This is a genomic window from Caulobacter sp. DWP3-1-3b2, assembly GCF_049896325.1.
Lineage (GTDB): Bacteria > Pseudomonadota > Alphaproteobacteria > Caulobacterales > Caulobacteraceae > Caulobacter.
Window position 1 is genome coordinate 1 of sequence record NZ_JAFCUB010000003.1, and the last position, 20,271, is coordinate 20,271.

At 65.6% G+C, this 20,271-nt stretch carries 24 protein-coding genes; 17 read left to right on the forward strand and 7 right to left on the reverse strand.

Features of this window, described 5'->3' with window-relative positions; genetic code table 11:
* The 4 genes from ACP7AG_RS02570 to ACP7AG_RS02585 all read right to left on the reverse strand — a co-directional run.
* Positions 1 to 297, reverse strand: a 297-nt coding sequence (locus ACP7AG_RS02570) for a transposase (RefSeq protein WP_426029690.1), incomplete at its 3' end; no start/stop codon positions are given.
* A 158-nt stretch (positions 298 to 455) separates the two neighbouring features.
* Complete coding sequence (gene xseA, locus ACP7AG_RS02575) at positions 456 to 2,063, reverse strand: exodeoxyribonuclease VII large subunit (protein ID WP_426029691.1); 1,608 nt, start codon at positions 2,061 to 2,063, stop codon at positions 456 to 458.
* 104 nt (positions 2,064 to 2,167) lie between these two features.
* On the reverse strand, positions 2,168 to 2,524 hold the full coding sequence (locus ACP7AG_RS02580; protein WP_426029692.1) for a hypothetical protein: 357 nt from the start codon (positions 2,522 to 2,524) through the stop codon (positions 2,168 to 2,170).
* A 294-nt stretch (positions 2,525 to 2,818) separates the two neighbouring features.
* Positions 2,819 to 3,337 carry a GcrA family cell cycle regulator gene (locus ACP7AG_RS02585; protein ID WP_426013772.1) on the reverse strand — a complete coding sequence of 173 codons (519 nt, stop codon included), beginning with the start codon at positions 3,335 to 3,337 and terminating at the stop codon, positions 2,819 to 2,821.
* Positions 3,338 to 3,582: 245 nt separating this feature from the next.
* Here ACP7AG_RS02585 and ACP7AG_RS02590 point away from each other — a divergent pair, with 245 nt between their 5' ends.
* The 5 genes from ACP7AG_RS02590 (at position 3,583) to ACP7AG_RS02610 (ending at position 8,352) form a co-directional block, all read left to right on the forward strand.
* Complete coding sequence (locus tag ACP7AG_RS02590) at positions 3,583 to 4,404, forward strand: ABC transporter permease (RefSeq protein WP_426013770.1); 822 nt, start codon at positions 3,583 to 3,585, stop codon at positions 4,402 to 4,404.
* A gap of 310 nt (positions 4,405 to 4,714) precedes the next feature.
* Positions 4,715 to 5,953, forward strand: coding sequence for an aspartate aminotransferase family protein (locus tag ACP7AG_RS02595; RefSeq protein ID WP_426013768.1), 1,239 nt, complete (start codon positions 4,715 to 4,717; stop codon positions 5,951 to 5,953).
* A gap of 112 nt (positions 5,954 to 6,065) precedes the next feature.
* On the forward strand, positions 6,066 to 7,010 hold the full coding sequence (gene argF / locus ACP7AG_RS02600) for an ornithine carbamoyltransferase (protein WP_426013766.1): 945 nt from the start codon (positions 6,066 to 6,068) through the stop codon (positions 7,008 to 7,010).
* The gene (locus ACP7AG_RS02605; RefSeq protein ID WP_426029693.1) at positions 7,011 to 7,250 is read left to right on the forward strand and encodes a DUF2164 domain-containing protein; all 240 of its coding nucleotides are present in this window, start codon (positions 7,011 to 7,013) and stop codon (positions 7,248 to 7,250) included.
* 181 nt (positions 7,251 to 7,431) lie between these two features.
* Positions 7,432 to 8,352, forward strand: a complete 921-nt coding sequence (locus ACP7AG_RS02610) for an Hsp33 family molecular chaperone (protein WP_426013762.1) — start codon at positions 7,432 to 7,434, stop codon at positions 8,350 to 8,352.
* A 120-nt stretch (positions 8,353 to 8,472) separates the two neighbouring features.
* Here ACP7AG_RS02610 and apaG read toward each other — a convergent pair whose 3' ends face one another.
* Entirely contained in the window at positions 8,473 to 8,937 is a 465-nt protein-coding gene (gene apaG, locus ACP7AG_RS02615; protein ID WP_426013760.1) for a Co2+/Mg2+ efflux protein ApaG, read from the reverse strand.
* Positions 8,918 to 10,102 carry an O-succinylhomoserine sulfhydrylase gene (gene metZ / locus ACP7AG_RS02620; protein WP_426013758.1) on the reverse strand — a complete coding sequence of 395 codons (1,185 nt, stop codon included), beginning with the start codon at positions 10,100 to 10,102 and terminating at the stop codon, positions 8,918 to 8,920. Before metZ ends, apaG begins: the two co-directional genes overlap by 20 nt.
* Positions 10,103 to 10,355: 253 nt before the next feature.
* Here metZ and ACP7AG_RS02625 point away from each other — a divergent pair, with 253 nt between their 5' ends.
* The 8 genes from ACP7AG_RS02625 to ACP7AG_RS02660 all read left to right on the forward strand — a co-directional run bounded on the left by ACP7AG_RS02625 (position 10,356) and on the right by ACP7AG_RS02660 (position 15,746).
* Positions 10,356 to 11,375, forward strand: a complete 1,020-nt coding sequence (locus tag ACP7AG_RS02625; protein ID WP_426013757.1) for a 2'-deoxycytidine 5'-triphosphate deaminase — start codon at positions 10,356 to 10,358, stop codon at positions 11,373 to 11,375.
* 93 nt (positions 11,376 to 11,468) lie between these two features.
* Complete coding sequence (locus ACP7AG_RS02630; protein ID WP_426029694.1) at positions 11,469 to 12,341, forward strand: kinase; 873 nt, start codon at positions 11,469 to 11,471, stop codon at positions 12,339 to 12,341.
* 131 nt (positions 12,342 to 12,472) lie between these two features.
* Positions 12,473 to 12,763 (forward strand): hypothetical protein, encoded by a 291-nt coding sequence (locus ACP7AG_RS02635; protein ID WP_426029695.1) that lies wholly within the window; start codon positions 12,473 to 12,475, stop codon positions 12,761 to 12,763.
* Between the two features lie 206 nt (positions 12,764 to 12,969).
* Positions 12,970 to 13,221 (forward strand): hypothetical protein, encoded by a 252-nt coding sequence (locus ACP7AG_RS02640; protein WP_426013752.1) that lies wholly within the window; start codon positions 12,970 to 12,972, stop codon positions 13,219 to 13,221.
* A 23-nt stretch (positions 13,222 to 13,244) separates the two neighbouring features.
* Entirely contained in the window at positions 13,245 to 13,655 is a 411-nt protein-coding gene (locus ACP7AG_RS02645) for a hypothetical protein (RefSeq protein ID WP_426013750.1), read from the forward strand.
* Positions 13,652 to 13,846, forward strand: coding sequence for a helix-turn-helix transcriptional regulator (locus ACP7AG_RS02650; RefSeq protein WP_426013749.1), 195 nt, complete (start codon positions 13,652 to 13,654; stop codon positions 13,844 to 13,846). Before ACP7AG_RS02645 ends, ACP7AG_RS02650 begins: the two co-directional genes overlap by 4 nt.
* 54 nt (positions 13,847 to 13,900) lie before the next feature.
* Positions 13,901 to 14,818 carry an alpha/beta fold hydrolase gene (locus ACP7AG_RS02655; RefSeq protein WP_426029696.1) on the forward strand — a complete coding sequence of 306 codons (918 nt, stop codon included), beginning with the start codon at positions 13,901 to 13,903 and terminating at the stop codon, positions 14,816 to 14,818.
* Between the two features lie 43 nt (positions 14,819 to 14,861).
* Positions 14,862 to 15,746: a TraB/GumN family protein gene (locus ACP7AG_RS02660; protein WP_426029697.1), complete on the forward strand. Its 885-nt coding sequence runs from the start codon at positions 14,862 to 14,864 to the stop codon at positions 15,744 to 15,746.
* A 142-nt stretch (positions 15,747 to 15,888) separates the two neighbouring features.
* Here ACP7AG_RS02660 and ACP7AG_RS02665 read toward each other — a convergent pair whose 3' ends face one another.
* Positions 15,889 to 16,503: an HD domain-containing protein gene (locus ACP7AG_RS02665; protein ID WP_426029698.1), complete on the reverse strand. Its 615-nt coding sequence runs from the start codon at positions 16,501 to 16,503 to the stop codon at positions 15,889 to 15,891.
* Positions 16,504 to 17,299: 796 nt separating this feature from the next.
* Between ACP7AG_RS02665 and ACP7AG_RS02670 the strand changes: the two genes are divergently transcribed.
* From ACP7AG_RS02670 to ACP7AG_RS02685, 4 genes are all read left to right on the forward strand, one after another.
* Positions 17,300 to 17,938, forward strand: coding sequence for a hypothetical protein (locus ACP7AG_RS02670; RefSeq protein ID WP_426029699.1), 639 nt, complete (start codon positions 17,300 to 17,302; stop codon positions 17,936 to 17,938).
* Positions 17,939 to 18,180: 242 nt separating this feature from the next.
* Entirely contained in the window at positions 18,181 to 18,738 is a 558-nt protein-coding gene (locus ACP7AG_RS02675) for a recombinase family protein (RefSeq protein ID WP_426029700.1), read from the forward strand.
* Positions 18,739 to 18,787: 49 nt separating this feature from the next.
* Positions 18,788 to 19,291, forward strand: a complete 504-nt coding sequence (locus ACP7AG_RS02680; RefSeq protein WP_426029701.1) for a hypothetical protein — start codon at positions 18,788 to 18,790, stop codon at positions 19,289 to 19,291.
* A gap of 1 nt (position 19,292) precedes the next feature.
* A complete protein-coding gene (locus ACP7AG_RS02685; RefSeq protein WP_426029702.1) occupies positions 19,293 to 20,207 on the forward strand; it encodes a restriction endonuclease in 915 nt (304 codons plus the stop codon).
* The last annotated feature ends 64 nt before the right edge of the window (positions 20,208 to 20,271 follow it).

Below are 20,271 nucleotides of genomic sequence, written 5' to 3' on the forward strand. Positions count from 1 at the left end.
CCGTCCGGCCACCTGCTCGGGCGACCAGCCCAGGGCCAGGTGCTCGAGCACCTGGCCCTGGAGGACCTCGTCGCGTTCCAGGCGGCTGCCTCGCCAGCGCCGGGCCTTGCTGAGATCGCCGGCCAGCACGGACTTGTAGGCGGCCTTGGGCGCGCCATTACGCTTCAGCTCACGGCAGATGCTCGATGGCGAGCGACCCAGAGCCGCAGCGATTTGTCGGATCGTCTCACCCGCTTCACGACGCCGGGCAAGCTCACACCGCTCCTCAAGCGTGAGGTGATCATAGGCTTGTCCCATCGCAACACCTCGGTCAGAGAGTGTTGCACTTCGTTTGTGAACTCAGGGGACCCAAGCTGATGCTCCGAAATGACGCTGCGGCTCACCGCTGCCTGAGCCCATTCTGACGGGCGGCTTGAGTCCCAACTTTTGTCGGGATTAGTGGAGTTTGGGGGGGCTCAAAACAGATTTCCCTGACTTGAAGGCGGAGGGGGCGCCTTTGGCTTGGGGATAGGCCGCGCAATGGCGGGTATCGTTGGCGGGGAGACGGCCGCGGAACTTTCTCCATCGATAACCGCCTCGCGCTCACCTTGCTTAAATTGCAGTCTCACCCGTTCACCGCTGGCAAGTTCTGAAGCCGAACGAGCGATCCCGCCGTCCGCCTTGTGCACGAGTGCAAAGCCCAGTTCCAACGGCCGCGTTGGATTGAGCGACTGTCGCAACTTGTCCAGGCTGGCCAGACGGTCGCCCTCCCGCTCCAGCCGGCGATGAGCGCAGGCGTTCATCCGGTCCTGCAGGGCGGGCAGGCGAGCGTGCTGGCCGATCCGCTCCGGCGCGCGGCGGGCGGCCAGCTCCAGGCGCTTGCCGATATCGCCGACCCGGCGGCCGGCGTCGTTGCGCTGGCGATGCAGGGTGTCGGGCGACAGGCGGGCGGTGACCTTCAACAGGTCGCGGGCGTGGATGTCGGTATTGCGCTGCAGGGCCGCGTCTAGCCGGGCGCCGACCGCCTTGAAGCGGCGGTCGGCGGGCGCGGTCAGGTCGTCCAGCCGGGGCAGGCCGCGCACCGCCAGGTCCAGCCGCTGCTGGGCCAGGGCCAGCAGGTCGGCTGGGCGAGGCAGGCCCCGCGCGGCGCTGATCAGCCGTGTCCGCCGCTCCTCGACCGCCCGGCCGCCGCAGTTGTTCAGCCGGCGATCATAGTCGCTGACCAGGGCCCGCAGCTCGGCCAACACCGGCGTCGCCATCTCGGCGGCGGCGGTGGGGGTGGGGGCGCGACGGTCGGAGACGAAGTCGATCAGGGTGGTGTCGGTCTCGTGGCCCACGGCCGAGATCAGCGGGATCGTCCCCTCAGCCACCGTGCGGGCCAGACCCTCGTCATTGAAGGCCCACAGGTCCTCGACCGATCCGCCGCCCCGGGCGACGATCAGGATGTCGGGTCGCGGTACGGGTCCGCCCCCTCCTTCGTGGCTTGGCGTGATGGCGTTGAAGCCCCGAATTGCGGCGCTGACCTGGCCGGCGGCGGCGTCGCCCTGCACCACGCAAGGCCAGACCAGCACCTGGCAGGGCCAGCGGTCGCGGATGCGGTGAAGGATGTCGCGGATCACGGCCCCGGTCGGGCTGGTGATCACCCCGACCACGGCCGGCATCGAGGGCAGGGGACGCTTGCGGTCCGGCGCGAACAAGCCCTCGGCGGCCAGCTTGGCCTTCAGGCGCTCGAGCTGGGCGAGCAGGGCGCCGACGCCGGCCGCCTCCATGGTCTCGATGACGATCTGGTAGCGCGAGCCGGCCGGATAGGTGGTGATCTTGCCGGTGACGATGACTTCCAGCCCGTGCTCGGGCCGGATCCCCAGGCCGCGCACATTGCCCTTCCAGACCACGCCGTCGATCGCCGACTTGTCGTCCTTGATCGTCAGATAGACGTGGCCGTTGCCGTGGTGGGTGACCTTGCTGAGCTCGCCGCGCAGCCGCACGAAGCCGTAGCTGGTCTCCAGCGTACGCTTCAGGGCGAAGGCCAGTTCCGAGACGGAATAGGCCTGGGCGTTGGAATCGATGACGGCGGTGTCGGTCATGGGGGATTGATAGGACGGTTCGGGGTTTGAAGTCCTCCCCCTGTGGGGGAGGTGGTCGCGCAGCGACCGGTGGGGGGAGGTTTGGGGTCTTCGATCTTAGTCGTCTATTTCGCCAAGGCTCGCGCGCGATAGGCGTTGAGGGTCTCGGCCACCTTTTCCGCCGACATAGCCCAGCCCCTGGGTAGGGCGCGGTCGGCGCCGAGGCTTCGGCCGATCTTGGCTAGCGCCGTCTCGTTTCGAATGCCGGGCGCCAGATTGTAGCCGACCATCTTGCCGGCCTTGGGCAGCCGATAGACGAAGAAGCCTTCGACGTCGCGCCAAGGCGTCTTCTTCGCCGCGCGTATCAAGCCGCCGCTCACGGTGAAGCCCTCATCGTCGAGGGTCAGGATGTGAGGGCGAAAGAGCAGGCGCACGAACACCGCGGCGCCCAGCCCGAAGAGCACGATGCAGAGCCAGGCCATCGTCGCTTGGCGAGGGTCGCCGGCGAGAAAGGCTCCCATCGCGACGAAGACCAGCTGATCGCGAGATAGAGCAGGGTCTTGCCAAGCAAACCCTTGATCGTCGTGAATCTTGCCGAAACGCCGATGTCTCGCATGACCGCCATGCCTGTACCCTAGACGCGCTCGCGCAATTCATCGTCGTGAGGCCGGAATCCTCGCGCCGGCCACTGGCCGCGCGAGGATTCCTACTACCGACCCAGTATCCGCGCCCCGAAGCCCGCGCTTCGAAGAACGAGGACGGCCCCAGGGCGAGGACTAGATGTAGCGGCGCAGCGAGCGGGCCAGTTCGGTGGGGCCCGACTTCTTCTTGGTCTGCTGGGGCTGGTATGCAACCCGCGCATGTTCGTTGCAGTAGGGGCCGTCCGACGAGCGGCGGCCGCAGAAGGTGAAGCCGTCGGTGGACGGGTCGCCGATCGGCCACTTGCACATGTGGGCGCCCAGGGTCAGCACGGTGGCCGAACCCGGCTGCTCGTCGCGGAAGGCCGGGACCGAGGGTTGCTGGGCCACGGCGGGCAGGGCCGCCGGCTCGGCGGCGATCACCCGGCGTGGCGCGGACGGCATGGCGGTGGCGGCCGGACGGGCCGGACGCGGAGCCTTGAAGGCCGGGCGCGCGGGTTGCGACGGCGCGGCGCGGCCCGACAGGCCCAGCCGGTGCACCTTGCCGATCACGGCGTTGCGCGTGACGCCGCCCAGCTGTTTGGCGATCTGACTGGCGGAAAGACCGTCCAGCCAGAGCTTCTTCAAGGTGGTGACCCGTTCGTCAGTCCAGCTCATGACCCAATCTCCGCCTCTTGAAAAAGGTCCCTGGCGCGTCTCCCCAGACTCGCCTAGACCCTACATCTGGTATCCGAACCGCCCCGCCGGCGGTCTGCCCACTACATAGTGTAAAGAATACGTTAAAACACACAATAGGCGCCATGGGTTCGTCCACAGGAACTAGATGTTGATTCTAGGGGGGCGGTGGTTGCGCCGGGCGGGCTCCGAGCGCACATGCGAGGGCGTTTCAGGACCCCAGGCTTATGAGCGACATCCCAAACACCGTCATTCCGCCGCAGCCGCGCGACTATCACGGCTGGAACTGGAGCGGGTTCTTCACCCTCTATCAGCGCGAAATCCGCCGCTTCTGGAAGGTGGGCACCCAGACCGTCGCCGCCCCGGTAGTGACCACCTTGCTCTACATGCTGGTCTTCGTGGTCGCCGTCGGCCCCAGCCGCCAGGCGGTGGGCGGGATCAGCTTTGGCCATTTCGTGGCCCCCGGCCTGATCATGATGGCCATCCTCAACAACGCCTTCGCCAACGCCTCGTCCTCGCTGATCCAGGCCAAGATGATGGGCCTGACGCCGGACTTCCTGACCCCGCCGCTGTCGCCGCTGGAGCAGGTCTCAGCTTTCGGCCTGGGCGCGGCGACGCGCGGCATCGTGGTCGGGGCGGTGACAGCCCTGGTGATCGGCGTGCTACCGGGCGCGGGCCTGCAAATCTCCCACCCGTGGGCGATCGTCTATTTCGCGGTCGGGGCGGCGATCATCCTGGGCCTGGCCGGCGTGCTGGCCGGCCTGTGGGCCGAGAAGTTCGACCAGCTGGCGGCGGTGACCAACTTCCTGATCATGCCGATGACCTTCCTGTCGGGCACCTTCTACCTGGTCGACAAGCTGCCCGAGCCGTTCCGCTCGGCCAGCCACTTCAACCCGTTCTTCTATCTGATCGACGGCTTCCGCTACGGCTTCATCGGCCATGCCGACGGCTCGGTGGTGATCGGGGCGGTGGTGACGGCGGTGCTGTCGGTCGGGTTGTTCCTGTGGTGCTGGGCGCTGTTTCGCAGCGGTTACAAGCTGAAGAGCTAGTCCCTGTCATGGACGATTGGCTTAGGCGACCGTCCTGAGCTACGGCCACCTTTATCCGTCTCCCCGGCGAAGGCCGGAGCCCAGGTGAAAACCACGAGCCGCTCTGGATGAATCTGGGTCCCGGCCTTCGCCGCGAAGACGGAGGGAGAGAGCGGGCTGGATGAGGCCGCAAACAGTGTGGCTTGCGTGCCCTGACACCCAAAATTCACGCCCGGTTTGTTGACAGAGCACGGTTACGCGCCGACAACGCTCAGCCTTCCGGTCCCCGCGCTTTCAGTGCGGGGGCTTGTTTCCTTTTTGGGAGGCTGTCTTGAGCACGTCGACGTCGTCTACCGCCGCGCAACACCACATCATGGGCGTCTATAACCGCGCCCCGCTGGCGTTCGAGCGAGGCCGAGGCGCGCGCCTGTTCTCGACCGACGGCGATGAATATCTGGACTGCGTGGCGGGCATCGCCACCGACGGTCTGGGCCACGCCCATCCCGTGCTGGTCGAGGCGCTGAAGACCCAGGGCGAGAAGCTCTGGCATGTCTCCAACATCTACCGGATCCCCGAGCAGGAGGAATTGGCGGATAGGTTGTGCGCCCACAGCTTCGCCGACGTGGTGTTCTTCACCAATTCGGGAACCGAGGCGATCGAGTGCGCGCTGAAGACCGCCCGCAAATATCACACCGCCAATGGCCAGCCGGAGCGGATAGAGATCTTCGGTTTCGACGGCTCGTTCCATGGCCGCTCCTACGCGGCGGTCAACGCCTCGGGCAATCCCAGCTATGTCGAGGGCTTCGGCCCCCGCCTGCCGGGCTATAGCCAGCTGACCTTCGGCGACCATGACGCTCTGAAGGCCGCGATCGCCAACCCCACCACGGCCGCGATCATCGTCGAGCCCGTGCAGGGCGAGGGCGGGGCGCGCTCCATTCCCGAGCACTGTCTGGTCAGCCTGCGCGCGCTGTGCGACGAGCACGGCGTGCTGCTGATCTATGACGAGGTTCAGTGCGGCATGGGCCGGACCGGCAAGCTGTTCGCCTATGAGTGGGCGGCCCAAGACGGTGGAGTGGGCGGCGAGCCTCACATCATGGCCGTGGCCAAGGCCCTGGGCGGCGGCTTCCCGGTCGGCGCCTGCCTGGCCACCACCGAGGCGGCCAAGGGCATGACCGTGGGCGTCCATGGCTCGACCTTCGGCGGCAACCCCCTGGCCATGGCCGTGGGCAAGGCGGCGTTCGACACGATCAACACCGACGAGATCCTCGACAACGTGACGCGCGTGGCCGGCTATTTCGTCCAGCAGCTGAACGGCCTGAAGGACCGCTTCCCGGACATCATCGTCGATATCCGCGGCAAGGGCCTGCTGATCGGCATCAAGCTGATCCCGAACAATCGCGAGTTCATGGTTTTGGCCCGCGACGAGAAGCTGCTGGTGGCCGGGGGCGGCGATAACTGCGTGCGCCTGCTGCCGCCGCTGAACCTGACCGTCGAGGAAGCCTCCGAGGCCATCGCCAAGCTCGAACAGGCCTGCGAGGCCGCTCGGGCCGCGCAGAACGTGGTGGCCTGAGATTCGCTAATCCGCTCATCCCGGCGAATGCCGGGACCCAGATCAAGCCCGCTGCTTCCCAGATGAATCTGGGCCCCGGCATTCGCCGGGGTGAGCGGGGTAGGGGGACCAGATGACCCAGCCCAGACACTTCATCGACCTGTGGAAGCTCGACGGCCCCACGCTGCGGGTCATCCTCGAAGACGCCAAGGCCCGCAAAGCCGCCCGCGCCGGCTGGGGCAAGGGCAAGGTCGACGCCGACGCCCCGGCCGACGGCCGCGTGCTGGCGATGATCTTCCAGAAGAACTCTACCCGCACCCGCTTCTCGTTCGACGCGGCGATCCGCCAGTTGGGCGGGTCGGGGATCATCTCGACCGCCAACGACATGCAGCTGGGGCGCGGCGAGACCATCGAGGACACCGCCAGGGTGCTGTCGCGGATGGTCGACGCGGTGATGATCCGCGCCAACAGCCATGCCGACGTCGAGCGCTTCGCCCAGGTCTCGACCGTGCCGGTGATCAACGGCCTGACCGACAAGAGCCACCCGTGCCAGGTCATGGCCGACCTGCTGACCATCGAGGAGCATCGCGGCGACATCGGCGGCAAGACCATCGCCTGGGTCGGCGACGGCAACAACATGTGCTCCAGCTTCATCCACGCCGCGCCGCTGCTGGGCTTCAAGCTGAACATCGCCTGTCCGGCGATCTACCATCCCGACCTCATCGACCTGGCCCGCGCCCAGGAGCTGCAGGGCCAGATCACCCTGACCGACGATCCCAAGGCGGCCGTGCGCGGGGCCGACGTGGTGGCGGCCGACACCTGGGTCTCGATGGGCGACACCGATCACGACGAGCGCCTGGCCGCGCTGGAGCCCTATCAGGTCGACGACGCCCTGATGGACCTGTCCCACAACGGCGTGTTCCTCCACTGCCTGCCGGCTCACCGGGGCGAGGAGGTCACCGACGCGGTGCTCGACGGCCCCCGCTCCCTGGCCTGGGACGAGGCGGAAAACCGCATCCACGCTCAGAAGTCGGTGCTGGCCTGGTGCTTCGGGGCGATTGGCCAAGGGGGCGGCTAGATGGCCAAGATCGAGTTCAACAAGCAGAAGCGCGACGCCTTGCTCGATAGGCTGACGCGCTATCTCGACCGCGAACTCGACTGCGAGGCCAGCCCGCTGCAGGTGGGGTTCCTGCTGGACTTCATCTCCGAGCAGATGGGGCCTTATTACTACAACCAAGGCGTCCAGGACGCCCAGCAGCTGTTTCGCGACAAGCTGGACGACGCCGTCTACGAGATCGAGAAACCGTTCGCGGACTAGGTGCTCCCCCCGTGGGGGAGGCGATCGCGAAGCGATCGGTGGGGGGATTTTTAGGGTCGTCGATCCAAGCTGTGGCCGACCGCCGATTCCTCCCCCCTCCGTCGGCTCCGCCGACACCTCCCCCACAGGGGGAGGAACTCGCCCCTCGCATTTTCCCCCGAACCTCCTATTTAACCGCCGCATGACTGACATCACCGCCGCCATCGCCGCCCCAGGCGCGCCAGACGACATCGTTTCCGCCTTTCAGATCGAAGGCCTGCCCGTGCGCGGCCGCGTCGTGCGCCTGGGCGCCACGGTCGATGAGGTGCTGACCCGCCACGATTATCCCGAGCCTGTCGCCAACCTGCTGGGCGAGACCTGCGCCCTGGCCGCCTTGGTCGGCTCCAGCCTGAAGTTCGAGGGCCGGCTGATCGTCCAGGCCCAGGGGGACGGTCCGGTGCGCTACGTCGTCGTCGACTACGATACCAGCGGCGCCCTGCGCGGCTATTGCCGCTTCGATGCGGACGAGGTGGCCAAGGTCTCGGAAGGCTTCGTGCGCCCAGGCGCCAAGACCCTGCTGGGGGGCGGAACCTTCATGATGACCGTCGACCAGGGTCCTGACATGGACCGCTATCAGGGCATCACGCCCATCGAGGGCGAGACTCTGGCCCTATGCGCCGAGCAGTATTTCGCCCAGTCGGAACAGACCCCGACCCGCGTGCGCCTGGCGGTCGGCCAGGCCGACACCGGCGAGGGCCCGAAGTGGCGGGCCGGCGGGATCCTGATCCAGGCCATCGCTGGCGACGAGACCCGCGGCGAGACCGCCGAGGCGTGGAACCACGTCCAGGCGCTGTTTGAGACCACCGGCGAGGACGAACTGATCGACCCCACCGTGCCGACGACGCTCTTGCTCTGGCGGTTGTTCAACGAGGACGGCGTGCGGCTGATTGAGGAAAAGCCGCTGCGCGCCTTCTGCCGTTGTTCCGATGAGCGCATCAGCGGCATGCTGGGCTCGTTCACGGCCGACGAAGTCGCCGACATGATCGAGCCCGACGGCAAGATCCACGTGACATGCGAATACTGCTCACGGGTCTATCAGGTGGAGCCGGCTGCGGTCGGCTGAGGCGCTGTGCTTCCTTCTAGGCCCGCTGTGCGGGCGCCTCAGGATCAGGAATTCAGCACAATCTTCCTCATCCTGAGGTGCGAGGCGTAGCCGAACCTCGAAGGACGCACGCCCTTGCCGTCAGTTCACCCGTCTCGCCGCGCCCGGCAGGTGCAGCGAGAACTCCGGGATGTTGGCGTCGAACACCTCGCCGGCCTCGGTCATCATTTGGTAGCGGCCGACCATGGCGCCGGATGACGTCGGTAAAGGGCAGTTGGACACGTATCGGAACGCCTCGCGCGGCTGCAGTTCCGGCTGTTCGCCGACCACGCCGGAGCCCTCGACCTCACTGACCCGGTTGAGGCCGTCGGTGATCGTCCAGGCGCGGGAGATCAACTGCACGGTCTCGACGCCGTGGTTCTCGATCTCCACGGTGTAGAGCCACATCCACAGGCCCTCCTCGGGCGAGGACCCCTCGGGTTGATAGACCGGTGAGACCCGCACTACGATGTCGCGCGTGCGCGCTTCATAGATGCCGGTATCCGCGCCGCGACGGCGTCGGATCCGCTTCAGGGGCGGGGAGGATTCACGCCTGATCGAGCGCACGGATCACGTCCCGCTTCAGGTCCGCCAGGCTTTCCAGCCCGACCGACAGGCGCACGCCGCCCTCGACCACGCCCAGCGACGGCCGCATCTCTTCGGGCACCGAGCGATGGGTGGTGGTCGGCGGGTGGGTGGCCATCGACTTGGCGTCGCCGAGATTGTTGGAGATGTCGACGATCTCCAGCGCGTTGAGGAACTTGAACGCCGCCTCTCGCGAACCGAGGTCCAGGGCCAGCACCGTGCCGCCGCCGCTCATCTGCGACTTGGCGACATTGTGGCCCGGGTGGTCGTGGCGGAAGGGATAGAGCACCTGCTTGACCGCCTTGTGGTCGGCGACCGTGTCGGCCAGGGCCGCGCAGCTGTCGGTCTGGCGGCGCACGCGCAGATCGAGGGTCTCCAGGCCCTTGACCAGCACCCAGGCGTTGAACGGCGACAGCGACGGGCCGGTGTGGCGCAGGGCGTCGCGGTAGAATTCCTCGTTGATCGCCTCGGTCGTCAGGATCGCCCCGCCCAGCACCCTGCCTTGGCCGTCGATGTGCTTGGTGGCCGAATAGACCACGATATCGGCCCCGAGCGTCAGGGGCTGTTGGAAGATCGGGGTGGCGAAGACGTTGTCGACGATGACCTTGGCGCCGACGGCGTGGGCCAGTTCCGACACCGCGCGGATGTCGGTGATCTCCAGCACCGGGTTCGACGGCGTCTCGATCAGCACCGCCTTGGTGTTGGGGCGCATCGCCGCTTCCCAGGCCTTGGGATCGGTGGCGTCGACGAAGGTCGTCTCCACGCCGAAGCGCGGCAGCCACTCGGCGATCAGCCAGCGGCAGGAGCCGAACAGCGCGCGACCGGCCACCACGTGGTCGCCGGCGCGAACCAGGCCCATCAGCGCCATGTGGATCGAGGCCATGCCCGTGGCCTGGGCGCGGCATACCTCGGCGCCTTCCAGCAGCGCCAGACGGTCCTCGAACATCTTCACGGTCGGATTGCTGAACCGCGAATAGACGAAGCCGGGGTCCTCGCCCGAGAACCGGCGGTCGGCGCCCTCGGCGCTGTCATAGGTAAAGCCCTGGGTGAGATAGAGGGCTTCGGCGGTTTCCATAAATTGCGAGCGCGCCAGACCGCCGCGGATCAGCTTGGTGGCGATATCCCAATCCTTCGGGTCCTCGGCCATGGCGGTTCCTTTTTTTCTCGTCTCAGGAGCCTGCTAGGCAGGCTCCTCTTCAAACACTTGAGCGTGGCAGCCGAAACCGGTGGCCACTTTCGGCTGCCACGCTCTAGAAACGGCCGGCATAAGGGGTTTTGCCGGCCCAAGGGTCAAGGCGGACAAGTCTGATTTCAACATTAGAATTGTCACAGGCGAGTAAGGCGCGCGCGGATCACCGCGAGCCTTGCCTTCTCGGCGCGGTTTAGCGAGTGTCGCCCCAATGACCGACGCCCACGCAGCGGGGATTCTGCCCTGCCAATCCATCGAGGACCTGATTGCTCAAGAGGCGATCACCTCCCAGACTCCGTTCGACGCCGACCAGGTGCAACCGGCCAGCCTGGACCTGCGCCTGGGCGCGCGGTGCTGGCGGGTGCGCGCCTCGTTCCTGCCGGGCGTGGCCCGCCGCGTGCCCGAGCGTCTGAAGGACGTGGCGATGCACGAGCTGGACCTGACCAAGGGCGCGGTCCTGGAGAAGGGCTGCGTCTATATCGCCGAGATCCAGGAGAGCCTGGCCCTGCCGGGCAATATCGCGGCGCGGGGCAATCCCAAGAGCTCGACCGGCCGGGTCGACGTCTTTGTTCGCCTGCTGACCGATCACAGCAAGGCCTTCGACGATGTCGAGGCCGGTTATGAAGGCCCGCTCTACATCGAGATCGCGCCGCATACCTTCTCGGTGCTGGTGCGGGCCGGCACCCGGCTAAACCAGCTGCGTCTCAAGCGCGGCGAGCCGGTCAAGCTGGCGACCCGCAGCGTCGGCGTCGACCTGACCACCGGCATAGTCGGTTTCCGAGGCCGCCGCCACGCCGGGGTCGTCGACCTGGACCACGAGGACGGCCACGATCCGCGCGACTTCTGGGAAGCGCTGGAAACCCGCCATGGCGAACTGTTGCTCGACCCGGGCGAGTTCTACATCCTGGCCTCCAAGGACGACATCCAGATCCCGGTGATGGAGGCGGCCGAAATGACCCCCATCGATCCGTCGGTCGGCGAGTTTCGCGTCCACTATGCCGGCTTCTTCGACCCTGGCTTCGGCACCGAGGAGGCGTTGGCCGTCGGCTCCAAGGGCGTGCTCGAAGTGCGCAGCCACGAGACGCCGTTCCTGCTGGAGGACGGCCAGATCGTCGCCCGGCTGGTCTATGAACCCCTGACCGCCCGACCCGAGCGGCTGTATGGCGAGGGTGGCTCGCACTACCAGCGCCAAGGGCTGAAGCTGTCCAAGCATTTCAAGGCCTGGCGATAGGTTGAAGGGCCGGAGTGGCCGCGCCGTGGAACGCTTCATCCGTCGGCCGCGCCGACACCTTTTCCCGCAGGGGAACAAGGAAGGAGCGCTTTCATGATCGATCCTGACTGGCTGGCCGCCCTTCTGCGCGACGAAGACCTTCCCGAGACCTTCGGCGCCGAGATCGAGCGCCTGCACGCGCCTCTGGCGGCGCGGATCGCGGCGGTGGCGATGGGGCCGGCCTTCGTGGTGGGGATCTGCGGGTCACAGGGATCGGGCAAATCGACCGCCGCTCTGGTGCTTGGCCGGCTGCTGGCAGAGCGGGGCCTAACGGTGGCGATCCTGTCGCTGGACGATCTCTACCTGTCCCTGGCGGACCGTGAGGTTCTGGCCCGCGACATTCATCCGTTGCTGCGCACGCGCGGCGTTCCAGGCACGCACGACGTGGGCCTGGGCCTGGCGGTGCTCGACGGTTTGTCCGGGGCGGGGACGACGGCTCTCCCACGCTTCGACAAGGCGACCGACACCCGCGCGCCCGCCGCGACCTGGTCCACGGTCAGGGGTCCGGTCGATATCGTGCTGTTCGAAGGCTGGTGCGTCGGGGCGAGGCCCGAACTTCCCCACGCCCTGAAGGTCGCGGTCAACGCGCTGGAACGCGAGAAAGATCCGGACGGCGCCTGGCGCGCCCAGGTCAACGCCGCACTGGCCGGGCCCTATCGCGCGCTGTTCGCCCGAATCGACCTGTTGATCCAGTTCATCGCGCCCGATTTCGAGGCTGTCCTGGCCTGGCGCCAGGAGCAGGAGCGCAAGCTGCGCGGCCGGCTGGCCGCAGCTGAGGCGGGCGCGGCGCGGACCATGGACGACGCGCAGGTCGCGGTCTTCGTGCAGCACTACGAGCGCCTGACCCGTCACATCAGCCGCGAAATGCCGGCCCGCGCCGATGTCGTCATTCGTCTGGATTCGCAGCGCCGTTCGTCGAACATCTAATTGGTCATTCGGTCGCGCGTCACGGCGTCGCACTAGATGTAGTGGCCCTCCAACCCGATGCCACCAGTGCTAGTTTGCCCTTGTCGACGACGCGACTCACTGCGAGCGCCGATCCAGTGGAGCTTGCAACCATGAACGCACTCTTCGGCGGGACCTATCCCACCCACGCCCGGCGGGTCGCGATCTGGACCAGGGCCGCGCCCATCCCCGGTTGCGACAAGGCCATCTGGCGCTGCGACGACCATGGCAGGGTGATCCGCTGGGATGACTATCGGGACGCCTTCTCGCGCTATGGCTGGACGATCGCCCGCGAGCGGGGCGAGGGCCGTCTGGCCCAGGTGCTGGGCCGCTCGCTGTCCAAGCCGGTGCATCTGAATTCGGCTGATGAACTGCACGCCACACCCTCGCGTCGAGCCGCCTAGAGCATTTTTCGAGCGAAGTGGTTCCGGTTCGCATCAAGAAAAATGCGTCAAAACAAAAAAGATTAGAGCTCACGGCCTGACGCAGTCAGGTCGGGAAATGCTCTAGCCGCCGGTGTCGCCTCTCCTTGATAGTATGACAAGCGAGCTTGACATAGTCGCAGTGATATAAGACAAGCGTACTTGTCATAAAGACGAGGAGGCTTGTCATGCAAAATGAAATTGAAGACCGGATCGCCAAGGCCGCCTTGGCCGGAGCTATCATCGCCGGCGCGCTCGCGATCGCCGCCTTCCTGGCGACCGGCGGCGTGATCCTCAACGCCCAGACATCGACCGTCAGCCTGGCCTTCCCGCCGTCGTCGCAAGGCGTGGTGTTAAGCGCCCTGCTGGTCGCCGGCGTCATGAAGGCCGCCCACCGCGTGGCGCCCCCGATCGGCCGCTGGCTGAACGGTCGGGTCTGAACGGCCATCGAGGGAGCAAGACGATGATCTGCGATATGAAGAAGGCCAGCCCGGCGGCGAAACGCTACATCGCTCGGTTCGCACCGGCCATGGCCGCCTATGTCGGAGTGCTGTTCGCCTCGATCTGGTGGATCAGGCACCAAGATCCGCACGGCCCGTTGTTGTGGCTGCTGGCCATCGCCCCGGCCCTGCCGATCATCGCGGTGATCGCCATCATGGGGCTCTATGTGGTCGAGGAGACCGATGAGTTCCAACGCTCCATCCTGGTCCAATCCATGCTCTGGGGCATCGGGATCACCCTGGCGGGCTGCACGGCCTGGGGCTTTCTTGAGAATGTCGAGTTGGTGGCGCACCTGCCGCTCTACATGGTGTTCCCGATTTTTTGCGCGGCCATGGGCTTGGCCCGGCCGCTGGTGAGCCTGAGGTACCGGTGAAGAACCGCCTCAAAGTCCTGCGGGCCGAGCGCGACTGGAGCCAGGCCGACCTGGCCGACCGGCTCGAAGTGTCGCGCCAGACCATCAATGCGCTCGAGACCGGCAAGTACGACCCCAGCCTTCCGCTGGCCTTCAAGCTGGCCCGCCTGTTCGCGCTGCCGATCGAAACTATTTTTCAAGACGAAGCCTGACCTCCGGTCAGGCGTCCGCCACAGAGCCCATAACCCCCAACCTGGAGATCGCCCATGTCCGTCCGTCATCTCTCGACGCGCGCCGCCTTCGCCTGCGTCGCCGCCCTCGCCGCCGCCCTTGGCGTCTTCCACCCCGCCGACGCGGCCACCCCCATCGCCGTCCCCTCGGCCGTCGCGCCGCGCCTCACCGTCGAGGTCCGGGGCGAGGGTCGGGACGTGATCCTGATCCCCGGTCTGGCTTCCTCGGCCTTGGTTTGGGACGCCACGGTCAAGCAGCTTGAAGGCCGTTATCGCCTGCACATCGTCCAGGTGGCGGGCTTCGCCGGCGCGCCGGTCGGGGCCAATGCCGAGGGCCCCGTCTTGCAGCCCACCGTCGAAGCGCTCGACGGCTACATCAAGTCGGCCCACCTGAAGTCTCCATCCGTGATCGGCCACTCGATGGGCGGACTGGCCGGCCTGATGCTGGCCCGCCAGCACCCGGAGGACCTCGGCAAGCTGATGGTCGTCGATAGCCTGCCCTTCTATCCCGTGGTCTTCGCCCCGACGGCCACCGTCGAGACGGTCAGGCCGCAGGCCGCCGCGATGCGCGACATGGCCGCCAAATCGACGCCCGAGGCCTGGGCCGCCGGCGAGACCCGCACCATGACCCGCCTGGTCAAGTCGCCCGAGGGCCTGAAGGCCGCCACCGCCGCCGCCATCGCCTCCGACCCCTCGGTGACAGGTCGCGCCCTTTATGACGACCTGACCACCGACCTGCGCGGCGATATCGCGTTCATCAAGACCCCGACCGTGATGCTCTACCCCTGGGACGAGGCCACCGGGGCGCCCCAGGCGGCCTATGACGCGCTCTACACCTCGGCCTACGCCCCCATGACCTCGGCCAGGGTCAAGCGCATCGACGGTTCGCTGCACTTCATCATGCTGGATCAACCGGCCGCCTTCGCCGCCGAGGTCGAGGCCTTCCTGCGCTGAGACGCGCCTTGCCTACGCGCCGCGGCGCCCGGAGATTGGGACCATGATGATTCTGACCAATCTCGTCCGCCGCTGCGCCTTGGCCCTCATCGCCCTGCTGGCGATGGGGGCCAGCCCCGCCTTCGCCGATCCGGCGCTTTGGGTGATCAGGGACCACGACTCGACGATCTACCTGTTCGGCACTGTCCATGTGCTGAAGCCACAGACCGTCTGGCGCTCGGCCAGGATCACGCAGGCCTTCGAGGCGGCTGACGACGTGGTGATGGAAGTCGAGCAGCCCGACAACCCGATGGCCGTGCAGCCCCTGATGCTGAAATACGGCGTCGATCGCGCCACGCCGTTGTCGGCCAAGCTCAGCCCCGAAACCTACGCCAAGCTGCAGGCCGCGGCCCAGGGCATGGGCATGGCGCCGGGCAGCCTGGACCCGATGCGGCCCTGGCTGGCGGCCCTGACGGTGTCTCTGACCCCGATCCTCCGGGCCGGCTATGACCCGGAAAGCGGCGTAGAAAAGGTGCTGACCGCCCATGCCAAGGCGGCCGGCAAGCCGGTCCACGCCTTCGAGACCCTGGAACAGCAGATTCGCTTCTTCGCCGACATGACCCCCGACCAGGAGCGCGGCCTGCTGGAGTCCACCCTGGCGGACATCGACGAGGGCCCGGCCAAGATCGACCTGCTGGTCGACGCCTGGGCCCGCGGCGACCAGGTCGCCCTGAAACACGAGATGATCGACGAGATGCGGGCCGACTATCCAGGCGTCTACGCCCTGCTGCTGGTCAACCGCAACAAGGACTGGGCGCGGCAGTTGAAGGCCAAGATGGCCGGCTCGGGCGTCAGCTTCGTGGCGGTGGGAGCGGGGCACCTGGTGGGCCCCGACAGTCTGCAGGCCCAGCTTGGGGCGCTGGGGATCTTGGCCGAAGTCGTGGAATAAAGTCCTCCCCCGTGGGGGAGGTGTCGGCGAAGCCGACGGTGGGGGGAGTGATCGGCCGGCGGCGTGACCCAAGATCGAAGTCCCTAAAACTCCCCCCACCGATCGCTGCGCTATCGCCTCCCCCACAGGGGGAAGACTTAAATCAAGCCGCCGCCTCGTCCTTCGCCCGCAGGTAGATCGACCGCTTCGGCGTCGACATAACCCGGTGCAGCATCGGCTCGAACGCCTCGAGCGGCATCGAGCTATAGGCCGGGTCGAAGGCCTCCTGGTCGTAGATGTGGCAGAACTGGGCGGTGTGTTCGAAGCTGGGATGGCCGCGAAACTGGTCGCGCATGTCGCGGTCCAGGCCCAGGTGCTGGAAGAAATAATAGCCTTGGAAGATCGCGTGGTGGGCCACCATCCAGTGGTTTGCCTCCGACACGAAGGGCTGAATGATCGCCGCGGCGATGTCGGCGTGATTGCGCGGGCCCAGGATGTCGCCGATGTCGTGCAGCAGGGCGCAGACCACATATTCCTCATCGCGTCCGTCCTGGAAGGCCCGGGTGGCGGTCTGCAGGCTGTGGTCCAGCCGGTCGATCGCGAAGCCCCCGCAATCGCCCTGCAGCAGCTTCAGGTGCGAGACCAGCCGGGTCGGCAGCTCGCGGCCAAATTCCATCGAGGCGTTGGCGATGATCGCCCAGTCCTGGGGCGTGCCGTCGGTCATGGCGTGGAACTGGGCTCGCTCATGCTCCTCTGGGTGTTGATGACCATCGGCCACGGGCGTCCTCCTCCCGAACATCTGTTTTACCGATCGTGCGCCGCGCGTTGCACGCCGTCAACGGATGCCTTGGATGCGGCCTGTCTTGAGTCGGGGGACGAGACCCGCTAGACGAGCCGCAGCGCTCGGACGGCGCATGTTCATTCCGTCCAGTGCGGGCGTAGCTCAGAGGTAGAGCGTCTGCTTCCCAAGCAGCCGTTTTCCCAATATAAACAGTAATTTATCTGTAAATTGGCCTTAAAATATTCCGATTTAGGTCAATGGGTTAGGTCTAGCGCGTAAAAGGCAAAAGCTGCTCGATCACGCTCCCATTCCATCTCGTCGAGACCACGCGTCGGGCTGCCGAATAGGGTGCGAGCCGGAGCCATTCGGAACCCGGCGGCTCTGGCCGAAATTGAGGCCAACCTGCGGTCTGCCTACGGTCTGCCTGCGGTCCAAACAAGGAGATTGCCCCCAACCTCCGGTCTGCCGCAAGGCTACCACCTATAAAAAACGATAAAATCGAGGCCGCTGGCAGGAAGACCGATGTCTAAACTAGAAAAGCCGACAAACGACCCCGGTAGTTTTATTGGACGGCGGGTCTTTATCGAAGGTCTTACCCCCCATTGTAAGAGAAGGGTGTGCGGCGAGATTTCCCACTCGACAAGCGCGTCGATCGTCATTCCACGCGCCGCGAGATTTCGGCTAGGCGGGCGATGGACATCCTGGCGACGCCGTTTCGTCCGGAGGTTAGACCGCTTGGCGACGGCGGCCGATGCCTCTTGAATTACTGAACTAAGTTCGCAACCCTGGGAAAATGGCCAAGCTACCCCAATTCACCGAAGCCGAGTGCAAGGGGTTTGCCGACGCGGCCAATCCGCATCAGTGGTTCTTGGTCGCTGACAATCTCCACGAACAGGCCGTAGGACTTTATAAATTGCGAAAGCAGGGCGGTAAGGTCGTTCGTCGGGGGCGCAATGAAACGACCATCGCCTGGGACAATACGAATAAGGCCACCTTCCTATTGTGCGCCCTGGCGCTTGAGAACGCGATCAAGGCCTTACTTGTATACGAAAACCCCGACTGGATCGGTGATGGCTATCTCCATGCGGAGATGTGTTCTCACAAACTAGCTTCACTGGGGGACCGATCTACTCTGATCCCGTATCGGAAGCGCGACCGTTGGGTGCTCGTCGCGTTTGAGCAGGGCAACGAAAGCTGGATGCGCTATCCCTGTGGTCGTCGTGCAAACGACGTTCAGGCTGAGGAGAGCCTGCATCACGAACTATGGTCCGGGTATAGCCGCGTCATGCGCGGCTACGGCAACAAGCTTATTAAATTGCTCGGTAAGGGTTGGTCCGGCCCCCACGGAGTCGGGGGGCGTTGGGAAGTCGCAGGCGAGTGGTTGGGCGGCGGGTCGCCCCTGCCACATGGTTTCGCCGCTCCGAAAATATGAAGACCAACCAGCGGGTCGGTCCGCAGCGGGTTTAATCCAGGTGTTTCGACGGCGACTGCAACTTGACAGGAAGTTCCCACGCAAAGCCGCAGCCGGGTCGCGTTTGGGTATCCGCTTGTCGCAATAGGCCACGGCCTAGTGATCGTCTCACCGGCCCTCGATTTCCGTCTCACACGAATTGTATTGACGTTTTGAGACGGAAGGGCGAGAACGTCTTAGAAGCTATTGAGACGGGGACAGCTATGATTGTTGGCTACGCGCGCACATCGACGACTGAGCAGAAGGCGGGCCTGGAAGCGCAAGAGCGCGACCTCCTCAGCGCTGGCTGCGAACGCCTGTTCATCGAACAAGTCTCGTCGGTGGACGTCATCGCGCGGGACCAACTCGCTCAAGCGCTCGATTTCGTCCGGGAGGGCGACACGTTGGTTATCACCAAGCTTGACCGTCTCGCCCGGTCCGTCTCCCACTTGCTAGACATCACCGCCAAGCTCAAGGCGAAGGGTGCCGCCCTCCGAATCCTCGACCTGGCGATCGACACCTCGACCGCTACCGGCGAGCTGTTGCTGACAATGGTCGGAGCCATCGCGCAGTTTGAAAGGGGGATTATGCTGGAGCGCCAGCGCGAGGGCATCGCCAAGGCCAAGGCAGATGGCAAATACAAAGGGCGCAAACCAACCGCCCAGGCCAAGGCCGCTCAGGTCCATCAGTTGGTCGCTGAGGGCGTCCGTCCTGACGACATCGCCAAGCGCCTCGGTATTTCCAGGGCGAGTGTCTATCGCGCGAAAGCGGAAGCGGCTTAAACGCACAGATTTGCCGTAGTGTTCGACAGGGCAGTTCGGGAAGATGTCGATGAACCTGGTGGAAATCGCGCGACGTATCGGGATCGCATTGACAGTGTCGTGGACCTTGGTCGGCTGCGACGCGGCCAATAATCCGGCGGTGCCATCGTCTACACCAGTTCCGCCCGCCAAAGCCGAACACGAAGCCGAGACGGTCCGCCAAGCCCTCAATGTCAGTCGGGCGACCGTGGCTGCGTTCGCTGAAGCCCGTCACCAAACAGTTCAGTTTGAGGACGTCACCGGCCACGATATCAAATGGCTGACCGACGAGCTGACGGCGACCCGGATACGGGAGGCGATGATGCGCGCCGACGCGGCGAGGCGCGAAAGTCGGCATGGACTATGCGATCAGGACGCCAACCCGGCCCGCTGCATAGCCGACGTAGAGAAGCAAGACGCGGCCAACGCTGAAGCAGAAATTATCGAGGCCAAAGCGGCGGGCCGGTGCATCCTGACCAAAAACCCGCGCGAGTGCGAAGAAACCGCAGTCCGCAACGCCCAGGTCGGGTCCTGACATGGCCGACAAGCGCCAAGGCATTCCTTTCCAGAACTTCGTGGCCCAGATTGAACACGCCTATGCCACGAACGGCAACGTCATTGTCGAAAGCCCCAAGTTCATCACCGACATGGATAGCGGCAGCCGGCGTGAGTTCGACGTGTTTATCACTGCGACGTTCGGGGCCGGGCACCAGGCCACCACGGCCATAGAGGTAAAGGACAAAGGCGGCGCCATCGGTGTCCCGGAGGTTGAAGCCTTCCTGAGCAAGTGCGGTCGCAACAACATCAGCTGTAAAGTCATGGTATCGCCCAAGGGCGCCAACGCGCCGGCTCTACAGCTCGCGGCGAAGCACGGCGTCACCATAATAACGATGGCAGAGGCCGAAAAGTTCGACTGGATCGCGATCACCGCCCTCACCGAACATCGGCGGACGTTCGGTGACTCCACCTTTCACGTAGAAATGGCGCCGGGCGTGCCGACACCCGATAGTCCGTTTGAGCTGCTGGACGAGGCGGGAGATGTCGTCACCGCCGAAGTGTTGGCGTCAGGTATGCACCGAGCCTTGCCATTTCGAAAGGACGACAGCGAAGCGGTCGGACCGCATTCGGTCCTCGTGAACTTCACCGACAATTTCAGTGTCCGTCTGCTCAACGGTGACATCCTGCCGGTGGCGCGGGTCCAAGGCGAGTCCGCGTACACGGTCGAAGTCAAACAGGTCCCGTTCGCCTTCCACACTTACACCGGCGATGGCGCCGGCAAGGGCATCGACCTGTCATTTGCGTCGGCTGATGTCCGCGTCGGACCTCACGACGGCAAGATGGTCTTGGCCCGAAGGGAGGATGGGACAACGGACGTATCATGGCAAATCGACCCCGAGGCAGAGAAGGCTATGGACGTGAAAACGAAGCGGTCAAAGAAAGACAAGGGCTGAGGCAGCGTCTTCGAGCGCGAGCTTCGCTCCCGCTCCCGCTGCCGTCGCCGGCGTCGCCGAGGGC